This is a genomic window from Mycobacterium sp. SMC-4, assembly GCF_050205565.1.
In the GTDB taxonomy this organism is placed as follows: Bacteria; Actinomycetota; Actinomycetes; order Mycobacteriales; family Mycobacteriaceae; genus Mycobacterium.
The window spans coordinates 155,722-173,204 of sequence record NZ_JBNMQU010000007.1; the positions used below are offsets into that span (position 1 = coordinate 155,722).

Consider the following 17,483-nt stretch of genomic DNA (forward strand, 5'->3'; position numbering starts at 1 on the left):
CAGCGGTGGTCACCTCCGCGGTCGCACACGGCGGACCTGTGGATGGCCGCGGCTCTGGGGACAACCGAGCGTGCGGTCAGTGCCCGGCGCGGTCGCGCCGGGCCAGCTCGGCCAGCATGTTGTTGTAGGCCGCCAGGTCGGCGTCCTCGTCGCGGTCGGCGGCACGATCGAGGCGTTTCGCGGTGCGCTGGTCGCTGCGCCGCCACTGCACGAACAACGCGATCAGCACGATCATCAGCGGAGCTTCACCCGCGGCCCAGGCGATGCCGCCGCCCAGCCGCTGATCAGCCAGCAGGTCGGTGTGCCAGGGCAGCTGCAGCGACCGGTAGAACCGCTCCCCCAACACCGTCTGGGTGCCCATCAGCACCACCCCGAAGAACGCGTGGAACGGCAGCGAGGCGAACACCACGGCCAACTTCGCGATCGGCGGCAGCGGACGCGGCGTCGGGTCCACCCCGATCACGACCCAATAGAACAGGTAGCCGCTGAGCAGGAAGTGCACGTTCATCGCGACGTGGGCGGCGTGGCTCCCACCGGTGGCGTCGTAGAGCCCGCTGAAGTACAGGCCGTAGAAGCCGACGATGAACAGCGCCGTCGCGACGAACGGATTCGTCAGGACCTTCGAGAATCGGGAGTGCAGCGCGGCGAGCAGCCATTCCCGCGGACCCGGCGGGTCGTTGCGACCCGCCGCGGGCAGCGCTCGCAACGCCAATGTCACCGGCGCTCCGAGAACCAGCAGGACCGGTGCGAGCATCGACAGCAGCATGTGCGCCACCATGTGCATGCTGAACATCGCCGGCATGTAGCGCCCGATGCCCGACGACGTCGCGATCAGCAGGACCAGGCAGCCCAGCAGCCACGCGGCCGTCCGGCCCATCGGCCAGGAGTCGCCACGCCGACGCAGCCGGCGCACCCCGGCGAGATAGACGAGGGCTGCGACGATGGCCGCGGTCCCGAGCAGCACGTCGAAGCGCCAGTCGGTCACCATGCGCCCCCACGTCGGTGGGCCGGCCAGGTCATAACCGATCTCGACAGCGGGGATCGACAGGTTGAAGTCGGTCGGCGCGGGCGGCGGGGTCCGGCCCAGGGCCACTGCGACACCGAAGGTCAGCGCGAAGAGCACCGCTTCGACGATGGCCAGCCGAAGCAGCGGTCCCCGGGCCTGCGGGTCGCGTTGCACCGCGGCGACCCCGGTGCGGCGCTGGCGCCAGCCCAGGTAGCCCAGCACGGCCAGCGCGGCGACCTTCGCCAGCACCAGTGCGCCGTACCGCGTCGTGAACAGGTCGGCGGGCTCGATCCGAACCAGCGCGTTGATCACACCGCTGAACGCCATCGCCACGAAGCACCACAACGCCACCGCCGAGAAGCGGCGCGCGGCCACGTCGGCGTGCTCGCCGCCCCGCCAGGCATGGGCGAGCAGCGCCAGCAGCCCGCCGGCCCACAGTGCGCCGGCGATCATGTGGATGAGCAGGCTGTTGGTCGCGACGTCGTGAGAGCCGCCGGCTGCCGAGTGCCCGGTCAGCACCAGCGGCAGCAGCGTCACCAGTGACGCGGCGAACAGAATTGGCGTCCAGGACCACCGCAGGACGGGCACGGCGACGACGCAGACGATCGCGGCGAACAATGCCGTCCACCGCCACGCATCGGCGACCTCGATCAGGTCGGCCACCGCCCAGATGTCGGCGGGACTGAGCCGCGCCGACAGCGGTTGACCACTGACGTCGGACACCGTGAGCGCCACCATCAGCACCGCGCACACCGCCCACAGACCCGACGCGACGGTGGCGGTGCGCAGCGCCCGGTACCCGGAGGCGTCGAGCACCCCGTTGGTCTGCGGCGGTACCAGGAACGCAGCGAACAGGAACGAGCCGACGGCTGTGACGGCGGCGATCTCGCCGGCGGCCCGCACGAACGGCAGGCCATAGGTGGTGATGGGGCCGGGGTCGGGCAGTCCGGTCGCGGTCAGCGCGTCGGCGAGCGACAGCGCCGACAGCGCCGCGGCGGTGACGCCGGCGAGCACCGCGACCCCGTAGAGCAGCGTCCACAGCGGGGCTTTGACACCACGCGCTCGCCCCGGCCGGCTGGTCACCTGCCCAGGAGAAGTCATGCTTCCCAGCGTATGGCCTCGGCGGGGGCGTTTTCTCAGACCACCTGGTGGCGCTCCTCACGGCGGCGGCGCTCACGAGCGAAGAACTGCTTGCGCGCGTAGCGGTCGACGGTGTCCATGTCGGTCAGGATCCCGCGCAACTCGCGGCGGAACGCCCTGCGGCGCTCGGCCAGGTCGGCGGCGGGCGCCAGAAGGTCCTGGTCGGCGGCCACCTGCCGGGCGGTCGCGAACAGCAGCGCCGACACCGCCTCGGCGCTCTGGACCAGGCCCTGCGCGATGTACTGCTGCCCCAACCCGAGGGCCTTGGCGGTCAGATCCTTCTCCGAGATGTCGACGTCGGCGTCGATGAGCGCGTCGGCGACGATCTGGTAGGCCTCGAAGAACGGCCGGATGAGTGGCCCGGCGATCGCGGGCCGTTTGGCCCGCAACAGCGCGTCGATGCGTTCACCGCCGGCGGCGACGTCGCTCTCCCAGTGTTCGTAGGCGTCCATCTCGGCGGCGACGTGCTCGCGATACGCGGCGGAGTCGGCGAAGTAGAACTCGAACTTCAACAGATCACGCAGCCGCATTACCTGGTTCCAGAAGGCCTCCACCCGGTCGCCGTCGGCGTGCGCGGCGTACGCGAGCGCGAGTTCGGCCAGCGACGTCTCGAGAAAAGCGTCGATCATGGAGTTGCGGTAGAACGCGGCTTCGAGCTCGTCCTGCGGGGCGATGTGCCACACCGGTTCGCGGCCCCCGTCGACCCGCGTGACGGGGTGCCCCCCGGACAGCGCGTCCAGCGCGGCGCGCACACCCTCGGGCGCGCGCAGCCGCAACGCGCTGTTGGTCATCGGCGTGTGCTTGCGTTCCAGGTAGTCCAGCGAGTCCTGCAGCGTGTGGTGCACCTGATCGAGGGTCAACGCGATGCCGCGGGTGCTCAGCAGCAGCCCCGACACCAACGCCGTGGCGTTGACCGGGGTCACCTGCAGGATCCGCCAGGCCACTTCGAAGGCCATCTTCTGCAGCGCCAGGCGCTTGCCGGCGTCGTCGGTGGTCATCGGGCCGTGCGGTTCGCCGAGGTATTCGCGCATCGACACCGCGGCGGGGAAACGGACGTAGATCTTGCCGTAGTTGCGTTCGCCCTGAGCCTTGATGAAGTTGTAGAGCCAGGACAACCCCTCAGGGGTCTTCTCCCCGCCGCGGGCGTAGGCCGCGTACTCGGCGGTCTCGTGCAGCTGGTCGAAGCTGATGGACACCGGCTGCAGCAGGATGTCGTCACTACGGCCATCCAGATAGGCGTCGGCGACGTAGGCCAACAGACCGAGCTTGGGCGGCAACATCTTTCCGGTGCGGGAACGGGTGCCTTCGATCGACCAGCTGAGGTTGAACCGCTTCTCGACGATGTAGCCGACGAATTGGCGCAGCACGTATTTGTAGAGCGGGTCGTCGAGTTTGCGGCGGATGAAGATGACCCCTGAGCGCCGCAGCAACGGCCCCATCGCGCCGAAGGACAGATTGATGCCGGCGAACGTGTGCACCGGGGGCAGCCGGTTCTCCTGCATGGCGACCGGCACGATCACACCGTCGAGGTAGGACCGGTGGGAGAACAACAGCACGGCGGGATGGTTCTCCAGCCCTCGGCGCATCGCCTCGATCTCGAAGCGCTCATAGTCGATGTTCGGGTCGAACCCCCTGCTGAAGATCGCCCGCCCCAGGGCCGGGATGAGGTCGACGGAGAACCTGCTCCACCCGGTGCTGAGCTCGTCGAGCATCTCGCCGGCTCGTTCGACGGTGGCGTCGGGGATCTTCTCGAGGCCCTCGCGGAACCTCGCCGACGACAGCACCTCGGGCTTGATCAACCGCGGTGACTTGTACTCCGGTCCGAGCAGCCGCAACTCGACCCGCTCGATCGCCAGGACTGCCCTGCGCAGGACGAAACGTGCGAATTCACGGGGATTTTCGGCAACGGTGGTGTCGGCCCAGTGCTGTCGCAGTTCCGAGACCTTCGCCGGGTCACCGGCCACGACACGCGCCCTCGACGGGTCCCTGCGCAGAATGCTGCTCTGCAGTACCGGCGGCGGTCGGTAGGTGTCGCGCCCCGACAACAACGCGACGACCTTCGATCGGGTCGGCAGGCCGCCGGGGACCCAGAACACGCGCACCGGGACCACCCACCGGTCCCGATGGTCCTGCAGCAACTCGACGAGTTGGGCCAGCACGCCGAACGGTGGATCGTCGTCGACGGGAAGTTTGAGGACCTCGATCCGGGCGTCGGGATGCAGGCGGCGCTGTTGCTGCAGCCAATCGCTGAGCAAGCGCTCCTCGGCGGGTGAGGACACCGAAGCCAACACCAGGGTGTCGTCGGTGGCGGTGAACGCCGTGAAGTCGTCCGGCCGTACCTTCATGACGGTCCCGTGCTGCCCGCACGCTTGGCGGCGGGCTTCTTCTTGGCCGGTTTGGGCCGCTTCCCGGGGCGGGTGTACAGGTCCGGGACAGGGAGTTCGTCGTGCGGCCAGTTCTTCAACGTGTCCAGGTAGAGCTGGCGGATCTCCTCGATGCGCTCGGGCAGGTTCTCGTGAGTCCAGTCGTCGACCGGGATGGGCGGGTAGACGACGACGTCGACGGTGCCGGGGTTGAAGGTGCTCGAGTCGCGGGCGGCGATCACCTCGGCGTTACGGATCACGATGGGCACGATCGGAATACCGACCGACATCGCGATGCGGAAGGGACCCTTCTTGAAGGGCCCGACCTCGGTGGTGTCCAGCCGGGTGCCCTCCGGTGCGATGAGAATCGAGATGCCTTGGCGGGCAAGGTCTTCGACTTTTCTGAGGCCTTCCACCGCTTTCTCGGGGTCTTCGCGGTCGATGAACGCGGCGTCGAGGATCTTGCCGATGGTGCCGACGATCGGGTCGCGCTCGAGTTCCTTCTTGCCCACTGTGGTGAAGCCGCTTTCGACCAGTCGGCCCGCGATCAGCGGGTCGGCCTGGTTGCGGTGGTTGAAGAGGAACACTGCCGGCCGCTGCGCGGTCAGGTTCTCTTTGCCCAGGACTTGCAGGTTGATGCCGACCGTGTTGAGCAGCGTGCGCCCGAACATCGAGGTGAAGAAGTTCACGCCGGTGCGCTTGCTGCGGGTCAGCAGCCCGACGCCCAACGCGCTGGCGGCGATGGGCACCATGGAGGCGACACCGGCGGCGGTGCGCAGCTGCGACATCGGGCTGGCGCCGCTTCGGCTGCTGAAGCGCAGCACCGGCCAGCCGCGTTTGGCCGCGACGGCGGCCATCTTGCCTTCCGGGTTGGTGGGACGGGGATGGCCGACCAGATACATCAGCGCGACGTCTTCGTCCCCGTCGGCGTAGAAGTAGCTCTCGGACAGATCGATGTTGTGTGCCGTGGCGAATTCCTGGACGGCACGCGCTTTTCCGGGTCCCCAGATGATCGGGCGCTGCACCTGGCCGGTGATCAGCCCGTCCTCGTCGGTTTCGAATCTGTTGCTCAGCACGTTGTCGATGCCGAGGAACCGCGCGACCGGCCCGACCTGCACCGTCAGCGCCGACGAACTGAGTACCACCGTGTGGCCGCGGGCCATGTGTGCGCGGACCAGTTCCCGCATCTCGGGATAGATGCGGCTGACGATCTTCTGGACGAACAACCTTTCGGCGAGTTCGTCGACGTCGTCCATGGAGTTGCCCCGCAGCATCCGTGCGCCCTTGCCGATCAGATCCTCGAACTCGGCGCGGCCGAGCCGGTGGTTCAGACCCGCCTGCACCATGCCGATGAACTCGCCGACCGACATCTGGCGGCGGCGCAAGCGGTCCTGAGTCATCACCACACCGGTGAAGCCGGCGACGAGCGTGCCGTCCAGGTCGAAGAATGCACCGATCTGAGGCCCTTCGGGGCTGGCCATGATCTCGGCGACCGAACCCGGTAAACGCATCTCGCCGTGAGGCGACGTCATTGCTTGCTTCCGTTCCGTGGCAGGGACGTGGACGACGCGGTGAACGTGGCCGGAACCGCCCGGCCGTCGCCGCCGAGAGCGAGGACTTCATCGAACCCGTCCAGCAGGCACTGGGCGAACAGGTCCGGGTCGATGATCGATGCCCTGTCGTAGCGTGCGGTGATGGTGCAGTACCCGGAGCGCGACACCAGGACCACCATCATCGCCACTCCCGGTAGCGGCCCAAGACCGTACTGACGCAACACTTTCGCGCCCGCGATGTAGGTGTCGCCGGCGTAGACGGGTACGTTGCTGGCCTGCACGTCGGAGTTGACGATCGATCCGGCCATGGTCTCGAGAACGGCGTCGGGCAGCAGGCTGACCAGCGGGGCGATCGCCCCGACGAGGTCAAGGGCCCGCTCGTCCCGTTTGCGCGTCATCTGTGAGCGGATGTCCTGGATCCGGACTGACGGGTCGGCGATACCTATTGGCGCGGCGAGGTTCACTCCGACGAATCGGTTGCCGCCGGCCGGGTCTGCCTCGGAGCGGAGATTGACCGGCACCGCCATCGGCAGCGTCTCGACGGGGACCCCCTTGGCGCGGTGGTAGAGGCGTAGCGCGCCGCACAATCCGGCGAGGTAGGCGTCGTTGATCGACCCGCCGGCGGACTTGGCGGCCCGGTAGAGGTCACCGAACTCGATGTCGATGGCCTCGCTGCGCGACGAGAGGCTGCGCCGGCGCAGGATCGGCGACGGGTCGGCGACCGAGCCGATGACCCGGGCGCCCGAGAATGCGTAGTCGATGGCGCTGCCGACGCGCGAGACAGGGTCGCGCACAACGTGACCCACGGCCTGGGCGGCGCCGAACAACGCGCCGCGCACTCCGCCGGCGAACGTGCTCGGCAGGCGGTTCAGTCCCGCCCGCATCAAATCTGTGGGTGAGAGGTCCGACGGGATCGGCAGCGGCGGCGCAACCTGCGGCTCGGGTTCGCGCTCGAAGTCGTAGAGCGTGGCGAACATCTCCACACCTCCGACCCCGTCGGTGACGGCATGGCTGAGATGCACCATCAGCGCCGCCCGGTCGTCCTGTAGCCCCTCGATGAGCGTGGCCGTCCACAGCGGGCGGGATATGTCCAAGGGCGACTGTGCGGAGACCTCGGCCAGATCCATCACCTGGCGCCATGTTCCCGGGTGCGGCGCGCGCACTCGTCGCACGTGGTAGTCGAGGTTGAAGTCCGGATCGACGACCCAGCGCGGGGCCACCGTCGGCAGTGTCGGCGTGACCACCTTCTGCCGCAGCCGCAGCACCTTGCGTGACGCATGCTCGAAACGGGTGCGCAGCTGGTTCCAGTCCGGTGCGACGTCGAGGAGTTCGACGGTGAGGATCCCCGAGCGGGTGCGCGGGTTGGCTTCTCCGCGATGCAGGATCTGGTCGAGCGGGCTCAACTCCTCCGGAAGTCCGGCCGCGTCCAGCTCCGGCGTGTTGCTCATGCGCACCAAAGTAGTCGGCAGCCGTGTCCTCGGAGGCGGCTTTAGTGCCGTTGCCGCGGCCGTCCCTGGCGAGGCGCGAGATACACTGCTCGGCGCTGCCTCCGTAGCTCAGCGGATAGAGCAGCCGCCTTCTAAGCGGTTGGTCGCAGGTTCGATCCCTGCCGGGGGCGCTCAGACCTCAGCGAGGAATTTCAACAGCACGTCGTTGAACTCGTCGGCATGGCTGACGGGGATGCCGTGGGGTCCCCCGGCGACGACGTGCAGCCGGGAGTCCGGCAGCGCCTCGTGGGTGCGCCTACCCGAGCCGTCGAACGGCACGGTGCCGTCGGCGTCGCCGTGGATGACCAGGCTGGGCACGGTGACCTTGGGCAGATCTTCGCGAAAGTCGGTGCCGCCGAAGGCGGCCATGCACGCCAGGGCGGCCGGTTTGGACGCCTCGGCGCACATGGTCAGCGCTTGTTGCCGTTGGTCCTCGGTCACCATCAGCCGGCCGTCGGCGGAGAACACGTCGGTCATCATCTGCTCGTAGAACGCGTCTTGGTTGGTGGTCAGTGCCGTGGCCATCTTCGCGGCCTGCGTCGCCGTCAGGGGGCCGTCGGGATTGTCCTTGCGCTGGGACATGAACGGCGTGACCGACGACGCGAAGACCACGCTGCGCAGCCGGGCCACCCCGTAGCGTGCGCAGTAACTGGCCACCTCGCCGCCGCCCATCGAGTAGCCGACCAGCGTGACGTCGTGCAGATCGAGTTCGTCGAGGACCGCGGCCAGGTCGTCGGAGAGCATCTCGTAGGTGTAGCCGATCAGCGGCTTGTCGCTGCGTCCGAAACCGCGCCGGTCGTAGGTGATCACCCGGTGGCCGGCCGCACGCAACGCGTCGACCTGGGCCGCCCACGAGTCGGCGTTCCACGGCCACCCGTGGATCAACACGACGGGACGTCCGGATCCGCCGGTGTCGTCGACGTGCAGCTTGGTGGTGCGGAGCAGGCCTCGGTACGCGGTGATCGCGGTCATCGACAGGTGTCCTCTCGGCTCGGGTTCGCAACAGCTGTACCCCGCCGGCCACGATCGCTACCGAGATGCGGCCTCGATCACCGGCGCCAGTCCGTCCAGTACCCGCGCGAGCCCGAACTCATAGGCGTGTTCGGCGCTGTACGCGCTGTCGTGCGCCTGGCCTGCGGCCGCGCCCACGCGGGCAGCCAACGGGTAGCGGTCGGCGTCGAAGACCTTGGCCAACAGTGGTCCGGCACGCTCCCACCACATCTGGTCGGTCATGCCGCTGTCAGTACCGGCCTCTCGCGTGTCGATCGCGATGCGCGCCACCGCCGCGACGAAGCCCAACACATACGTCAGCGCCGCGTCCATCTGCAGGTCGGTCAGGCCGAGCCCGTCGAAGGCCCCCAGCTCGTGGTCGTACTTCGCCATCATCCCGGGGCCCAGCGGCGGGCGGGTGGTCGCCAGCGACGCCACCCACGGATGCTGCTCGAGCATGTCTCGATTTTCGCCGGCGATCGCCGAAACCCGTTGTCTCCATGGCATGTCGCTCAGATCCGAACGCGGCATCTGCGCATAGACCGTGTCGAGCATGAGGTCGAGCAGTTCGGCTTTACCGGGCACGTAGGTGTAGGTGGCCATGGTCGCGATGCCCAGCTGGGCGGCCACGGCACGCATGGTGAGCGCGCCGAGTCCGGCGGTGTCGGCGATCTCGATCGCGGCGCCGACGACCTGATCGACGGTGATGCGCTGCTTCGGCCCCCTGTTCGCGCGTCCTTCGCCGGAAACACGCCACAACAACTCCAGGGTGCGGGCAGGGTCGCCCGCGCTGGTCCGGTCCGGAGTTGCTCCGCGCCTGTTCATCCGGCCGATCGTAGCTCTTCTGGCCACGCCTTCCAGAATCCTGTACGTTGTACACCGTACTTCGTACGTGAAGGAGAGGAAGTTCCTGATGTCCGTTGACGCCGCCTACATTGCGTCCCCCGCTGAGGTCGACGACGTCCTGGCGTGGTTCGCGCGCTACGACGCGCTGACCGTCGCCAAAGACGTCGACGGGATGGCCGAGCAGGCGATGTTCCCGCTCAACGAGGTCACCGACGGCCAGGCCGAGTCGTGCGACCGCGACAGGTTCATCGCTCAGATGACCGAGCAGCTCGGCGGCGCGGACGATGTCGCGATGGAGTCGGTGCGCACCCCGCACTTCATCAACGAGAACCTCGTCTTCGTCATCACCGACGCGACGATCACCGCGGGCGGCCACAGCCAGCACGTCCGGTACGGCGATCTGCTCGTCCGGTGCGGCGGCCGATGGAAATTCCAGACGATGGTGCAGGGCGGGTGGGGCGAGTCCGTCCCGGGCTAGCACGGTTACGCGAGCAGCGAAAACGGCTGTGCCGCGCAGGCACACATGCAAGGGTCGGTGCATGGCGGTACAGCACACGTCGTTGCGGCACGACATCGACGGCTCGAGTTTCGATTCCGTTCTGGTGCAAGACGAAACGGCCACCGAGGCGCCTACGGTGCTGGTCTTCCACGGGATGGAAGGACGCAGCGAAGCGCAGGTGCACTTCGCTGAGCGCCTGACCGAATGGGGATACCGGGCCGTGGCCGTCGATCTGTTCGGCGAGGACGTCAGCCGCGGCGGTCTGGAGTCGACGACGGCGGCCATGGCCGGCTTCCTCGAGGATCGCGCGGCGCTGGCCCGTCGGCTGGACACCGTCTTCGCGACGCTGACCGCGGCGCCGCAGATCGACGCCACCCGCGTGGCGGCCATCGGGTTCTGTTTCGGCGGGTTGTGCGTCCTCGACCTGGCCCGCGCGGGTCACCCAGTGGTCGGCGTGGGCAGCTTCCACGGCCTGTTGACCGCACCGCCACCGAGGGACGCCGAATCCCCGGCCGTCACCGCGAAGATCGCGGTGTTCCACGGCTGGGACGACCCGCACGCCCCGCCCGGGGACGTCGTCGCGCTGGGACAAGAGTTCTCGGCGCGCGGTATCGACTGGCAACTGCACGCCTACGGCAACACCATGCACGCATTCATGGCGCCGTGGGCAGCCGACCCGGCGCGCGGGATCCAATACAGCGAAACCGCCGCCCGGCGCGCGTGGACCTCGTTGGGCCACTTCCTCGAGGAGTGTTTCGCCTCCGAATAGCGAGCACACCGACCAATACTCGCCCCGCGCACCCTATTCGCGATACGGTACTGCCCGACGCGTCGGGGAGGGAACCGGACGGATGAGCAAATTCAGCGGTGCGGCCGCGGGCATGACCGCGCTCGGTGTGGCTGCCGTCTTCGCGGCGACCACCGTCACCCCCACGACCACGATCACCTCACGGCCGGTGGACCCGGCCGCGCTGATCGTCGTCGGCAGCTCGACGCGACCCGACCCCTCCGGAAACGAGGACTTCTTCGGCGGCCTGTTCAACCAGGCGCCGTACAACCCCGGCGGAGCCGCGGGACCTGATCTGGTCGGCGTGAACTTCCTCGGCGGTACGGCGGCCATCCGCGACGCCCTGCTGGCCCGCCCCGACGACGCCAACGCCGTCTTGTCCTCCGGATGGGGTGCCGCACACGCCAGTCGGGTCCTCAGCCGGCTGGACCGCGAAGACGCCCCGGTTCTGTCGAACACCGTGTTCATCCTCGACAACAACGTCTCCCGACCCGATGGCGGCTTCGGGACTCGTTACCCGCTGTTCGCGCTGATCGGAGTGAACCCGTTCCCGTCTCCGGCGCTGAGCGCCGCGGCGGCCGTCGTCGACATCGCCTACCAGTACAACTACAACTCCAACGCACCCGCCGACCTGCTGAACCTGGTCGCGCACGTCAACTCACTGGTCGCCTATCTCTACGACTACCGCGACCAGACCCAGATCGAGCTGCCCGTCGATGTGGCGGGCCGACCGACAGTCACCTGCGGCACCGCCAACACCTGCGCGCTCCTGGTCGGCGAAGCCGAGGCTCTCCCCTGCCCCGACGCCCGCTGCGACACACCTGAGGGCGAACGCGTCGCGGCGTACGTGACCACCCGCGGCAACACCACCTACGTCACCTACACCACCGACGAGCTGCCGCTGACCCGGTTGATCCGACAAGTCCTGGGCGACACCATCGCCGATGTCTCGGCGCCCCTGCTCAAGGTCATCGTCGACTCCGCGTACTACGACGGCAACCCGATCCCGTCGGACCCGAGCCGATACCGTCCGGCGCGACTGATGCCGTCGTGGGGTGAGCTGGCCCAGACCGCGGCCAAGGTGCCCACCGCCATACGCGAAGGATTGGACACGTTGCGGGACAATGATTCTCAAGGATCCGTAGGCATCGACACGACCAGCCCGGACCGCGAGGAGCAGGCCGACGCTTCCGACGACGAACGTGCTGCCGAGGATGACGTTCCCGAAGAGGCGCCGGCGCAAGAGGTGGACGGGAAGACTCCGGAGCCGACCATCGGCGTCCGCGCTTCCTCGGCCGAGTCCGAGTCGGCCTCCTCGGGTGCGACTCAGCGCGACAGGCGCCCCTCGAGGAACGGGTCGGACCGGTCAAGCCGATGACCCAGTGCACCCGTGGATGACTACTGGAATCACAACACCGCCTACCACCCGTGGCTGATCAGCATCGCCGAGGAGCATCGCGGCGATGTGCTGGACGTCGGATGCGGCGACGGCCTGCTGGCCCAACGCCTGGTACCGGTGTCACGTTCGGTCACCGCCATCGACCCCGACCCGGCTCCCCTTCGTCTGGCGCGGACCCGGCTGGCGGGACGGGCCGACGTACGTCAGGTCTCGTTCCAGGAATACGGGCCGGTGCAGCCCCGATTCGATCTCATCACCTTCGTCGCCACCGTTCACCACATGGATTTGCGGGCGTCGCTGTGCAAAGCCCGCGACCTCTTACGGCCCGGCGGGGAGCTCGCAATCGTCGGGCTCAGCGCGAATACCTCAGTCGCTGACTGGGTCTGGTCGGCGCTGTGCCTGCCAGCGGTCCGCCTGGGCTCTCGGATACACGGCGAAACCCGCGACATCGGGGTGGCCGTCGCACGACCAGCGGAGAGTCTGAGGGAAATACGGCGAATCACCGATGATGTCCTCCCCGATGCTGCCGTGCGCCGTGGTCTCTACTACCGCTACCTGCTGCGGTGGCGGAAAACCGCGTGCGGGCACATGGCCCGTCCGTAGGCTCGCCTGCGATGCCCACGAACCCCGCCGAGGACCGCCTCGCCGCCATGCCCGAATCCGGCTACGTCTACCGCACTGCGTGGCGGGTGGCCACCGGCGACATCGGCGGTGACCTGAATCTGCGACTGGACGGCGTCGCCCGCTACATCCAGGAGGTCGGGGCGGAGAACCTCGTCGACGCCGGCGAAGCCGAAGCACACCCGCACTGGCTCGTGCAGCGCACCGTCATCGACGTGATCGAGCCGATCGAGTTCCCCAACGAAGTGTCGTTCAGCCGGTGGTGCTCGGCGCTGTCGCTGCGCTGGTGCACGATGCGCGTCGATCTCGTCGGCAGCGACGGCGGCCGCATCGAGACCGAAGGCTTCTGGATCGCGATGAACGCGAAAACCCTGACGCCGCAACGCGCCACAGACTCGTTGATCGAGAAGTTCGCCACCACGACCGACGAACACCGCCTCAAGTGGCGACCGTGGCTACACAATCCCGACGACACCGATCAGGCGCTCCCCTTCGCATTGCGCCGCACCGACATTGACCTCTTCGAACACGTCACCAACACGGCCTACTGGCACGCCATCCACGAGGTGATCGCCGCCACCCCCGAGGTGTGCACGCCGCCATACCGTGCCGTGATCGAGTACCGCAAACCGATCAAGTACGGCGAGGACGTCACCATCCGCTGGGTGCGCCGCGCAGGTCCGCGCTCCCCCGAGGTGCACATCGCGCTTGCGGTGGGTGACGACGTGCGGGCGGCGGCTCTGCTGTGCAGGCTGCCGATACGCTGAGCGGGTGTCCGAACTCGTACTGACAGAGGTCGCCGACCGCGTCGCGCTGATCACCATCAACGCCCCCGACCGGCGGAACGCGGTGACCGCCGAGATCTCCGCGGCGTTGCGCGCGGCGGTCGAGCGCGCCGAAGCCGATCCCGACGTGCACGCGGTGATCGTCACCGGTGCCGGCAAGGCGTTCTGCGCCGGAGCCGACCTGACCGCGCTCGGCGCGGCGACCGAAGACGGGCTGCGGGTCATCTACGACGGATTCCTGGCGGTCGCCAACTGCGCGCTGCCCACCATCGCCGCGGTCAACGGACCGGCTGTCGGTGCCGGACTGAACCTGGCGCTGGCGGCCGACGTCCGCATCGCCGGACCGGGCGCGACGTTCGACCCCCGCTTCCAAAAGCTCGGTATCCATCCCGGCGGCGGTGCGACCTGGATGCTGCACCGGATCGTCGGGCCGCAGGCGGCCCGCGCGGCGCTGCTCTTCGGCATGCGCTTCGATGCCGAGGCCGCGGTGCGCCACGGTCTGGCACTGGAAGTCGCCGACGACCCGGTGGGCGCCGCCCGGGACCTGGCGGCCGGCCCGGCCGCGGCGCCGCGCGACGTCGTGGTGAACACCAAGGCCTCGATGCGGGCCACCGCCAATCCAGGCACCGTCGACACTGAGCAGCACCGGATCGCCGTCGACATCGAGATCGTGCCGCAGGCCCGCTCGATCGAGTCACCGGAATTCGCGGCACGTCTGGCCGCAGCCAAACGCAAGTAGCTCAGAGATCGAGGAGCGCCAACTGCGGCGCCTCGACGAGTTCGCGTAGCTCTCCGAGAAACCCGGCCGCCTGAGCGCCGTCGGTGACCCGATGGTCGAACACGCATGTCAAGCGCATCGTGGGGCGCGCGACGACTGCTCCGTCGACGACCACCGGCCGCGGTTTCAATGCGCCGACACCCAGGATCGCCGCCTCGGGATGGTTGATCACCGGGACGCCGTCATCCAGGCCGAGCGCACCGAAATTCGACACGGTGAACGTCGAACCCTGCATCTCACCAGGTTTGAGGCTGCCGTCCCGGGCTGCGGCCACCAGGCGGGCCACCTCGTCGGCGAGCCGACGGGTGGTGCGGGCCTGTGCGTCGGTCACGACCGGAACCAGCAGGCCGCGCGGCGCGGCAACGGCCACACCGAGGTGCACCGCGTCGTGGATGTCGACGCGAGGACCGTCGGCGGTCTCCGACCAGGTGGCATTGAGCACGGGGTGCCGGCGTAACGCGACGACGAGCAGTCGCAGCAACAGCACGAAAGGCGTGACCTGCGCGTCTGATTCGACGAGTCGGTCACGCAGTAGCAGAAGTTCGGTGCCGTCGACTTCCACCGAAGCCGTCGCATCCGGGATTTCGCGGCGGGACAACGACATCCGGCGAGCCATCTCGAGGCGGGCTCCGCTGACCGACTGTGCGCGCGCCGTTGTCGCGGCGGTGAGCACGTCGTCGCGGGTGACGATGCCGTCCGGGCCGGACGGAGCGACCTGACCGAGGTCGACATCGAGGTCGGCGGCCAGTTTGCGCACCGCCGGTTTGGTGCGAGCGCGTCGCCGGCTGCCATCCATGGTGTCGTCGGCGCCGTAACCGACGAGCACCGGATTGCGCGCGGGTGCTCCCCCGCTGTCGGCTGCCTGTTCAGTTTGGATACGCACCAGCACCGAGCCGACCGGCAGCGTGCGGCCTTCGGGGGCGCCGAGTTCGGTGACGTGCCCGGCGTACGGGCTCGGAATCTCCACCTGCGCCTTGTTGGTCTCCACGGTGCACAACGCCTGGTTCAGTTCGACGTCGTCACCGACGGCGACGTGCCATTCGATGATCGTCGCGTCCTCGAGACCTTCACCGAGGTCTGGGACCAGGAACTCCCGCGGAGAGCTCATGGCTGGGCCATCGCCTTCTCGACACAGTCGAGCAGCCGGTCCGCCCCGGGTAGCCAGAGCTTCTCCAGCCGTGCCGGTGGATATGGTGTGTCGAATCCGGTGGCGCGCAACACCGGAGCTTCCAGCTCGTAGAAGCACTCCTCCTGGATGCGCGCGGCCAGTTCGGCACCGAAGCCCAACGTGCGCGGTCCCTCGTGCATCACGACAGCCCGGCCGGTCTTGCGCACCGACGCCGCGACGGTGTCGAAGTCCAACGGGTTCAACGAGCGCAGATCGACGACTTCGAGACTCGCGGAGCCGATCTCGGCGGCGTTGAGCGCCGTCGCGACCAGCGGTCCATAGGTGATCACGGTGACGTCGTCGCCGCTTCGACGGATCTCGGCGCGCCCGATTCCCGGCGCGGGGTTGTCGAAGTCCACGATGTCTCTGGCCCAGTAGCGGCGCTTGGGTTCGAGGAAGATGACCGGATCGGGACAGGTGATCGCGTACCGCAACAGCCAGTACGCATCCGTGGGTGTGGCCGGTGTGACCACCTTCAGGCCGGCGGTGTGCAACCAGTAGGTCTCGGTCGATTCCGAATGATGTTCGACCGCACCGATTCCGCCGAACGACGGGATCCGCACCGTCACCGGCATGTCGACGTCGCCGTGGGTCCGCATCCGGTATTTGGCGAGGTGACTGACGATCTGGTCGAACGCCGGCGCGGCGAACCCGTCGAACTGGATCTCCGGCACTGGGACCATGCCGCGGATCGCCATGCCGACGGCGATTCCGATGATCGCCGATTCAGCGAGCGGAGTGTCGAAACACCGTTGCGAGCCGAAGCTTTCGGCCAGTCCTTCGGTGACGCGGAAGACGCCGCCCAGAGTGGCGACGTCCTCACCGAACACCAGCACGCGTGCATCGGCGCGCATGGCGTCGTGCAGTGCGCGGTTGATGGCCTGCGCCATGGACAGGGGCGCGTCCTCGGGTACGTCGTCATCGAAGCCGGAGGAGCGCTCGATCAGCTGGGTCATCGCTCACGCCTCCTTCGCCAGCTCGGCGAGCAGCTCGTCGCGCTGCCGCGCCACCTCTGGGGTGATGTCGTGGTAGACGGTGTCGAACACCTCGCCGACGTCGAGGTCGGGCGCACCGATCACCGCGTCGCGCAACTCGGTTCGCAGCCGCTGCGCACGGTGGCGCACCCGTTCCTCCAGCCGCGAGGTCCACACGTCGCTGCTCTTTAGGTAGGTGCGAAAGCGCGTGATGGGATCCCGCGCGCGCCAACGCTCGACCTCGTCGTCGGCGCGGTACCGGGTCGGGTCATCGGAGGTGGTGTGCGGCCCCATCCGGTAGGTCACCGCTTCGACAAAGGTGGGGCCACCCTCTCCGCGTGCCCGGATCGCTGCCTGTTCGGCCACCGTGTAGCAGGCCAGCACGTCGTTACCGTCGACCCGCACGGCAGGCATGCCGTAGCCGGCGGCGCGGTGAGCCAGTGTCGGACCGGCGTGTTGCCGCTCGACCGGGACCGAGATGGCCCACTGGTTGTTCTGCACGAAGAAGACACACGGGACACGGAACACCGCCGCGAGGTTGAGCGCCTCGTGCACGTCGCCCGTCGAGGTCGCACCGTCGCCGAAGAACGCCACGGTGACCGAGTTCTCGTCCAGCCGTTGGGCGGCCATCGCGGCGCCGACCGCATGCAGCGCGTGCGTGCCGATCGGTATCGCCACCGGTGCGACGCACTTGTCGGTGAACCCGAGACCGCCATGCCAGCGGCCCCGCCACAGCGCCGCGAGTTGCGCCGGCGGGATCGCTCGCACCAGGAATGCGCCCAGTTCCCGGTACTGGGGAAACAGCCAGTCGGTTTTGCGCAGGCACGCTGCCGCGCCGACCTGGGCCGCCTCCTGACCACGGCACGAGGCGAACAACGCCAGCTCGCCCTGTCGCTGCAGATTCACGAACTCGGTGTCGAGTTCGCGGGTGACGACCATCGACTCGTAGAGCCAGGCCAACGTCTCGGGTGGGAGGTCTCTTCGGTATCTGTCTTCGCTGGTCGGGGCGCCGTCCGGCGCGATCAGTTGTATCGGCTCACCGACTTCGGCGAGCGTCGACAATCCAGCCATACCGCCTCCTGTGGTC

General features: G+C 68.4%; 15 protein-coding genes and 1 tRNA gene. 7 read left to right on the forward strand and 9 right to left on the reverse strand.

From position 1 onward, the window contains the following. Window positions 1-76: 76 nt before the first annotated feature. The 4 genes from ACQI46_RS14195 to ACQI46_RS14210 are packed head-to-tail and all read right to left on the reverse strand — an operon-like array spanning window position 77 to window position 7,510. On the reverse strand, window positions 77-2,107 hold the full coding sequence (locus tag ACQI46_RS14195) for a cytochrome c oxidase assembly protein (protein ID WP_427094647.1): 2,031 nt from the start codon (window positions 2,105-2,107) through the stop codon (window positions 77-79). Window positions 2,108-2,142: 35 nt separating this feature from the next. Further along, on the reverse strand, window positions 2,143-4,491 hold the full coding sequence (locus ACQI46_RS14200) for a glycerol-3-phosphate 1-O-acyltransferase (protein WP_427094648.1): 2,349 nt from the start codon (window positions 4,489-4,491) through the stop codon (window positions 2,143-2,145). Continuing rightward, window positions 4,488-6,020, reverse strand: coding sequence for an HAD-IB family hydrolase (locus ACQI46_RS14205; RefSeq protein WP_427094792.1), 1,533 nt, complete (start codon window positions 6,018-6,020; stop codon window positions 4,488-4,490). Before ACQI46_RS14205 ends, ACQI46_RS14200 begins: the two co-directional genes overlap by 4 nt. Before the next feature lie 17 nt (window positions 6,021-6,037). Continuing rightward, a complete protein-coding gene (locus tag ACQI46_RS14210) occupies window positions 6,038-7,510 on the reverse strand; it encodes a wax ester/triacylglycerol synthase family O-acyltransferase (protein WP_427094649.1) in 1,473 nt (490 codons plus the stop codon). A 97-nt stretch (window positions 7,511-7,607) separates the two neighbouring features. On the opposite strand from ACQI46_RS14210, the gene ACQI46_RS14215 reads away from it, so the two are divergent. Beyond that, window positions 7,608-7,680: transfer RNA gene (locus tag ACQI46_RS14215), tRNA-Arg, on the forward strand. A 1-nt stretch (window position 7,681) separates the two neighbouring features. On the opposite strand, the gene ACQI46_RS14220 is transcribed toward ACQI46_RS14215, so the two are convergent. Both ACQI46_RS14220 and ACQI46_RS14225 read right to left on the reverse strand, forming a co-directional pair. Then, the gene (locus ACQI46_RS14220) at window positions 7,682-8,521 is read right to left on the reverse strand and encodes an alpha/beta fold hydrolase (RefSeq protein ID WP_427094650.1); all 840 of its coding nucleotides are present in this window, start codon (window positions 8,519-8,521) and stop codon (window positions 7,682-7,684) included. Window positions 8,522-8,578: 57 nt separating this feature from the next. Further along, window positions 8,579-9,364 (reverse strand): TetR/AcrR family transcriptional regulator, encoded by a 786-nt coding sequence (locus ACQI46_RS14225; protein ID WP_427094651.1) that lies wholly within the window; start codon window positions 9,362-9,364, stop codon window positions 8,579-8,581. Window positions 9,365-9,452: 88 nt separating this feature from the next. Between ACQI46_RS14225 and ACQI46_RS14230 the strand changes: the two genes are divergently transcribed. The 6 genes from ACQI46_RS14230 to ACQI46_RS14255 all read left to right on the forward strand — a co-directional run bounded on the left by ACQI46_RS14230 (window position 9,453) and on the right by ACQI46_RS14255 (window position 14,215). Then, window positions 9,453-9,863 carry a nuclear transport factor 2 family protein gene (locus ACQI46_RS14230; protein WP_427094652.1) on the forward strand — a complete coding sequence of 137 codons (411 nt, stop codon included), beginning with the start codon at window positions 9,453-9,455 and terminating at the stop codon, window positions 9,861-9,863. 61 nt (window positions 9,864-9,924) lie between these two features. After that, on the forward strand, window positions 9,925-10,653 hold the full coding sequence (locus ACQI46_RS14235) for a dienelactone hydrolase family protein (protein ID WP_427094653.1): 729 nt from the start codon (window positions 9,925-9,927) through the stop codon (window positions 10,651-10,653). Window positions 10,654-10,735: 82 nt separating this feature from the next. Next, window positions 10,736-12,049 carry a PE-PPE domain-containing protein gene (locus ACQI46_RS14240; protein ID WP_427094654.1) on the forward strand — a complete coding sequence of 438 codons (1,314 nt, stop codon included), beginning with the start codon at window positions 10,736-10,738 and terminating at the stop codon, window positions 12,047-12,049. 12 nt (window positions 12,050-12,061) lie between these two features. Beyond that, window positions 12,062-12,673: a class I SAM-dependent methyltransferase gene (locus ACQI46_RS14245; RefSeq protein ID WP_427094655.1), complete on the forward strand. Its 612-nt coding sequence runs from the start codon at window positions 12,062-12,064 to the stop codon at window positions 12,671-12,673. A gap of 11 nt (window positions 12,674-12,684) precedes the next feature. Further along, a complete protein-coding gene (locus ACQI46_RS14250) occupies window positions 12,685-13,458 on the forward strand; it encodes an acyl-[acyl-carrier-protein] thioesterase (RefSeq protein ID WP_427094656.1) in 774 nt (257 codons plus the stop codon). 4 nt (window positions 13,459-13,462) lie between these two features. After that, complete coding sequence (locus ACQI46_RS14255; protein ID WP_427094657.1) at window positions 13,463-14,215, forward strand: enoyl-CoA hydratase; 753 nt, start codon at window positions 13,463-13,465, stop codon at window positions 14,213-14,215. 1 nt (window position 14,216) lies between these two features. Here the strand turns inward: ACQI46_RS14255 and ACQI46_RS14260 are convergent, their stop codons facing one another. From ACQI46_RS14260 to pdhA, 3 genes are read right to left on the reverse strand one after another with little or no spacing between them, the layout of a single operon-like run. Next, window positions 14,217-15,362 carry a dihydrolipoamide acetyltransferase family protein gene (locus ACQI46_RS14260; protein ID WP_427094658.1) on the reverse strand — a complete coding sequence of 382 codons (1,146 nt, stop codon included), beginning with the start codon at window positions 15,360-15,362 and terminating at the stop codon, window positions 14,217-14,219. Further along, the gene (locus ACQI46_RS14265; RefSeq protein ID WP_427094659.1) at window positions 15,359-16,378 is read right to left on the reverse strand and encodes an alpha-ketoacid dehydrogenase subunit beta; all 1,020 of its coding nucleotides are present in this window, start codon (window positions 16,376-16,378) and stop codon (window positions 15,359-15,361) included. Before ACQI46_RS14265 ends, ACQI46_RS14260 begins: the two co-directional genes overlap by 4 nt. A 3-nt stretch (window positions 16,379-16,381) precedes the next feature. Next, window positions 16,382-17,467, reverse strand: a complete 1,086-nt coding sequence (pdhA, locus tag ACQI46_RS14270; protein ID WP_427094660.1) for a pyruvate dehydrogenase (acetyl-transferring) E1 component subunit alpha — start codon at window positions 17,465-17,467, stop codon at window positions 16,382-16,384. Window positions 17,468-17,483 lie beyond the last annotated feature (16 nt).

Bases quoted from the DNA above. Each gene is read 5' to 3' on its own strand.
- ACQI46_RS14195 (WP_427094647.1), bottom strand. From the start codon at position 2,107: ATGACTTCTCCTGGGCAGGTGACCAGCCGGCCGGGGCGAGCGCGTGGT.
- ACQI46_RS14200 (WP_427094648.1), bottom strand. From the start codon at position 4,491: ATGAAGGTACGGCCGGACGACTTCACGGCGTTCACCGCCACCGACGAC.
- ACQI46_RS14205 (WP_427094792.1), bottom strand. From the start codon at position 6,020: ATGCGTTTACCGGGTTCGGTCGCCGAGATCATGGCCAGCCCCGAAGGG.
- ACQI46_RS14210 (WP_427094649.1), bottom strand. From the start codon at position 7,510: ATGAGCAACACGCCGGAGCTGGACGCGGCCGGACTTCCGGAGGAGTTG.
- ACQI46_RS14220 (WP_427094650.1), bottom strand. From the start codon at position 8,521: ATGACCGCGATCACCGCGTACCGAGGCCTGCTCCGCACCACCAAGCTG.
- ACQI46_RS14225 (WP_427094651.1), bottom strand. From the start codon at position 9,364: ATGAACAGGCGCGGAGCAACTCCGGACCGGACCAGCGCGGGCGACCCT.
- ACQI46_RS14230 (WP_427094652.1), top strand. From the start codon at position 9,453: ATGTCCGTTGACGCCGCCTACATTGCGTCCCCCGCTGAGGTCGACGAC.
- ACQI46_RS14235 (WP_427094653.1), top strand. From the start codon at position 9,925: ATGGCGGTACAGCACACGTCGTTGCGGCACGACATCGACGGCTCGAGT.
- ACQI46_RS14240 (WP_427094654.1), top strand. From the start codon at position 10,736: ATGAGCAAATTCAGCGGTGCGGCCGCGGGCATGACCGCGCTCGGTGTG.
- ACQI46_RS14250 (WP_427094656.1), top strand. From the start codon at position 12,685: ATGCCCACGAACCCCGCCGAGGACCGCCTCGCCGCCATGCCCGAATCC.
- ACQI46_RS14260 (WP_427094658.1), bottom strand. From the start codon at position 15,362: ATGAGCTCTCCGCGGGAGTTCCTGGTCCCAGACCTCGGTGAAGGTCTC.
- ACQI46_RS14265 (WP_427094659.1), bottom strand. From the start codon at position 16,378: ATGACCCAGCTGATCGAGCGCTCCTCCGGCTTCGATGACGACGTACCC.
- pdhA (WP_427094660.1), bottom strand. From the start codon at position 17,467: ATGGCTGGATTGTCGACGCTCGCCGAAGTCGGTGAGCCGATACAACTG.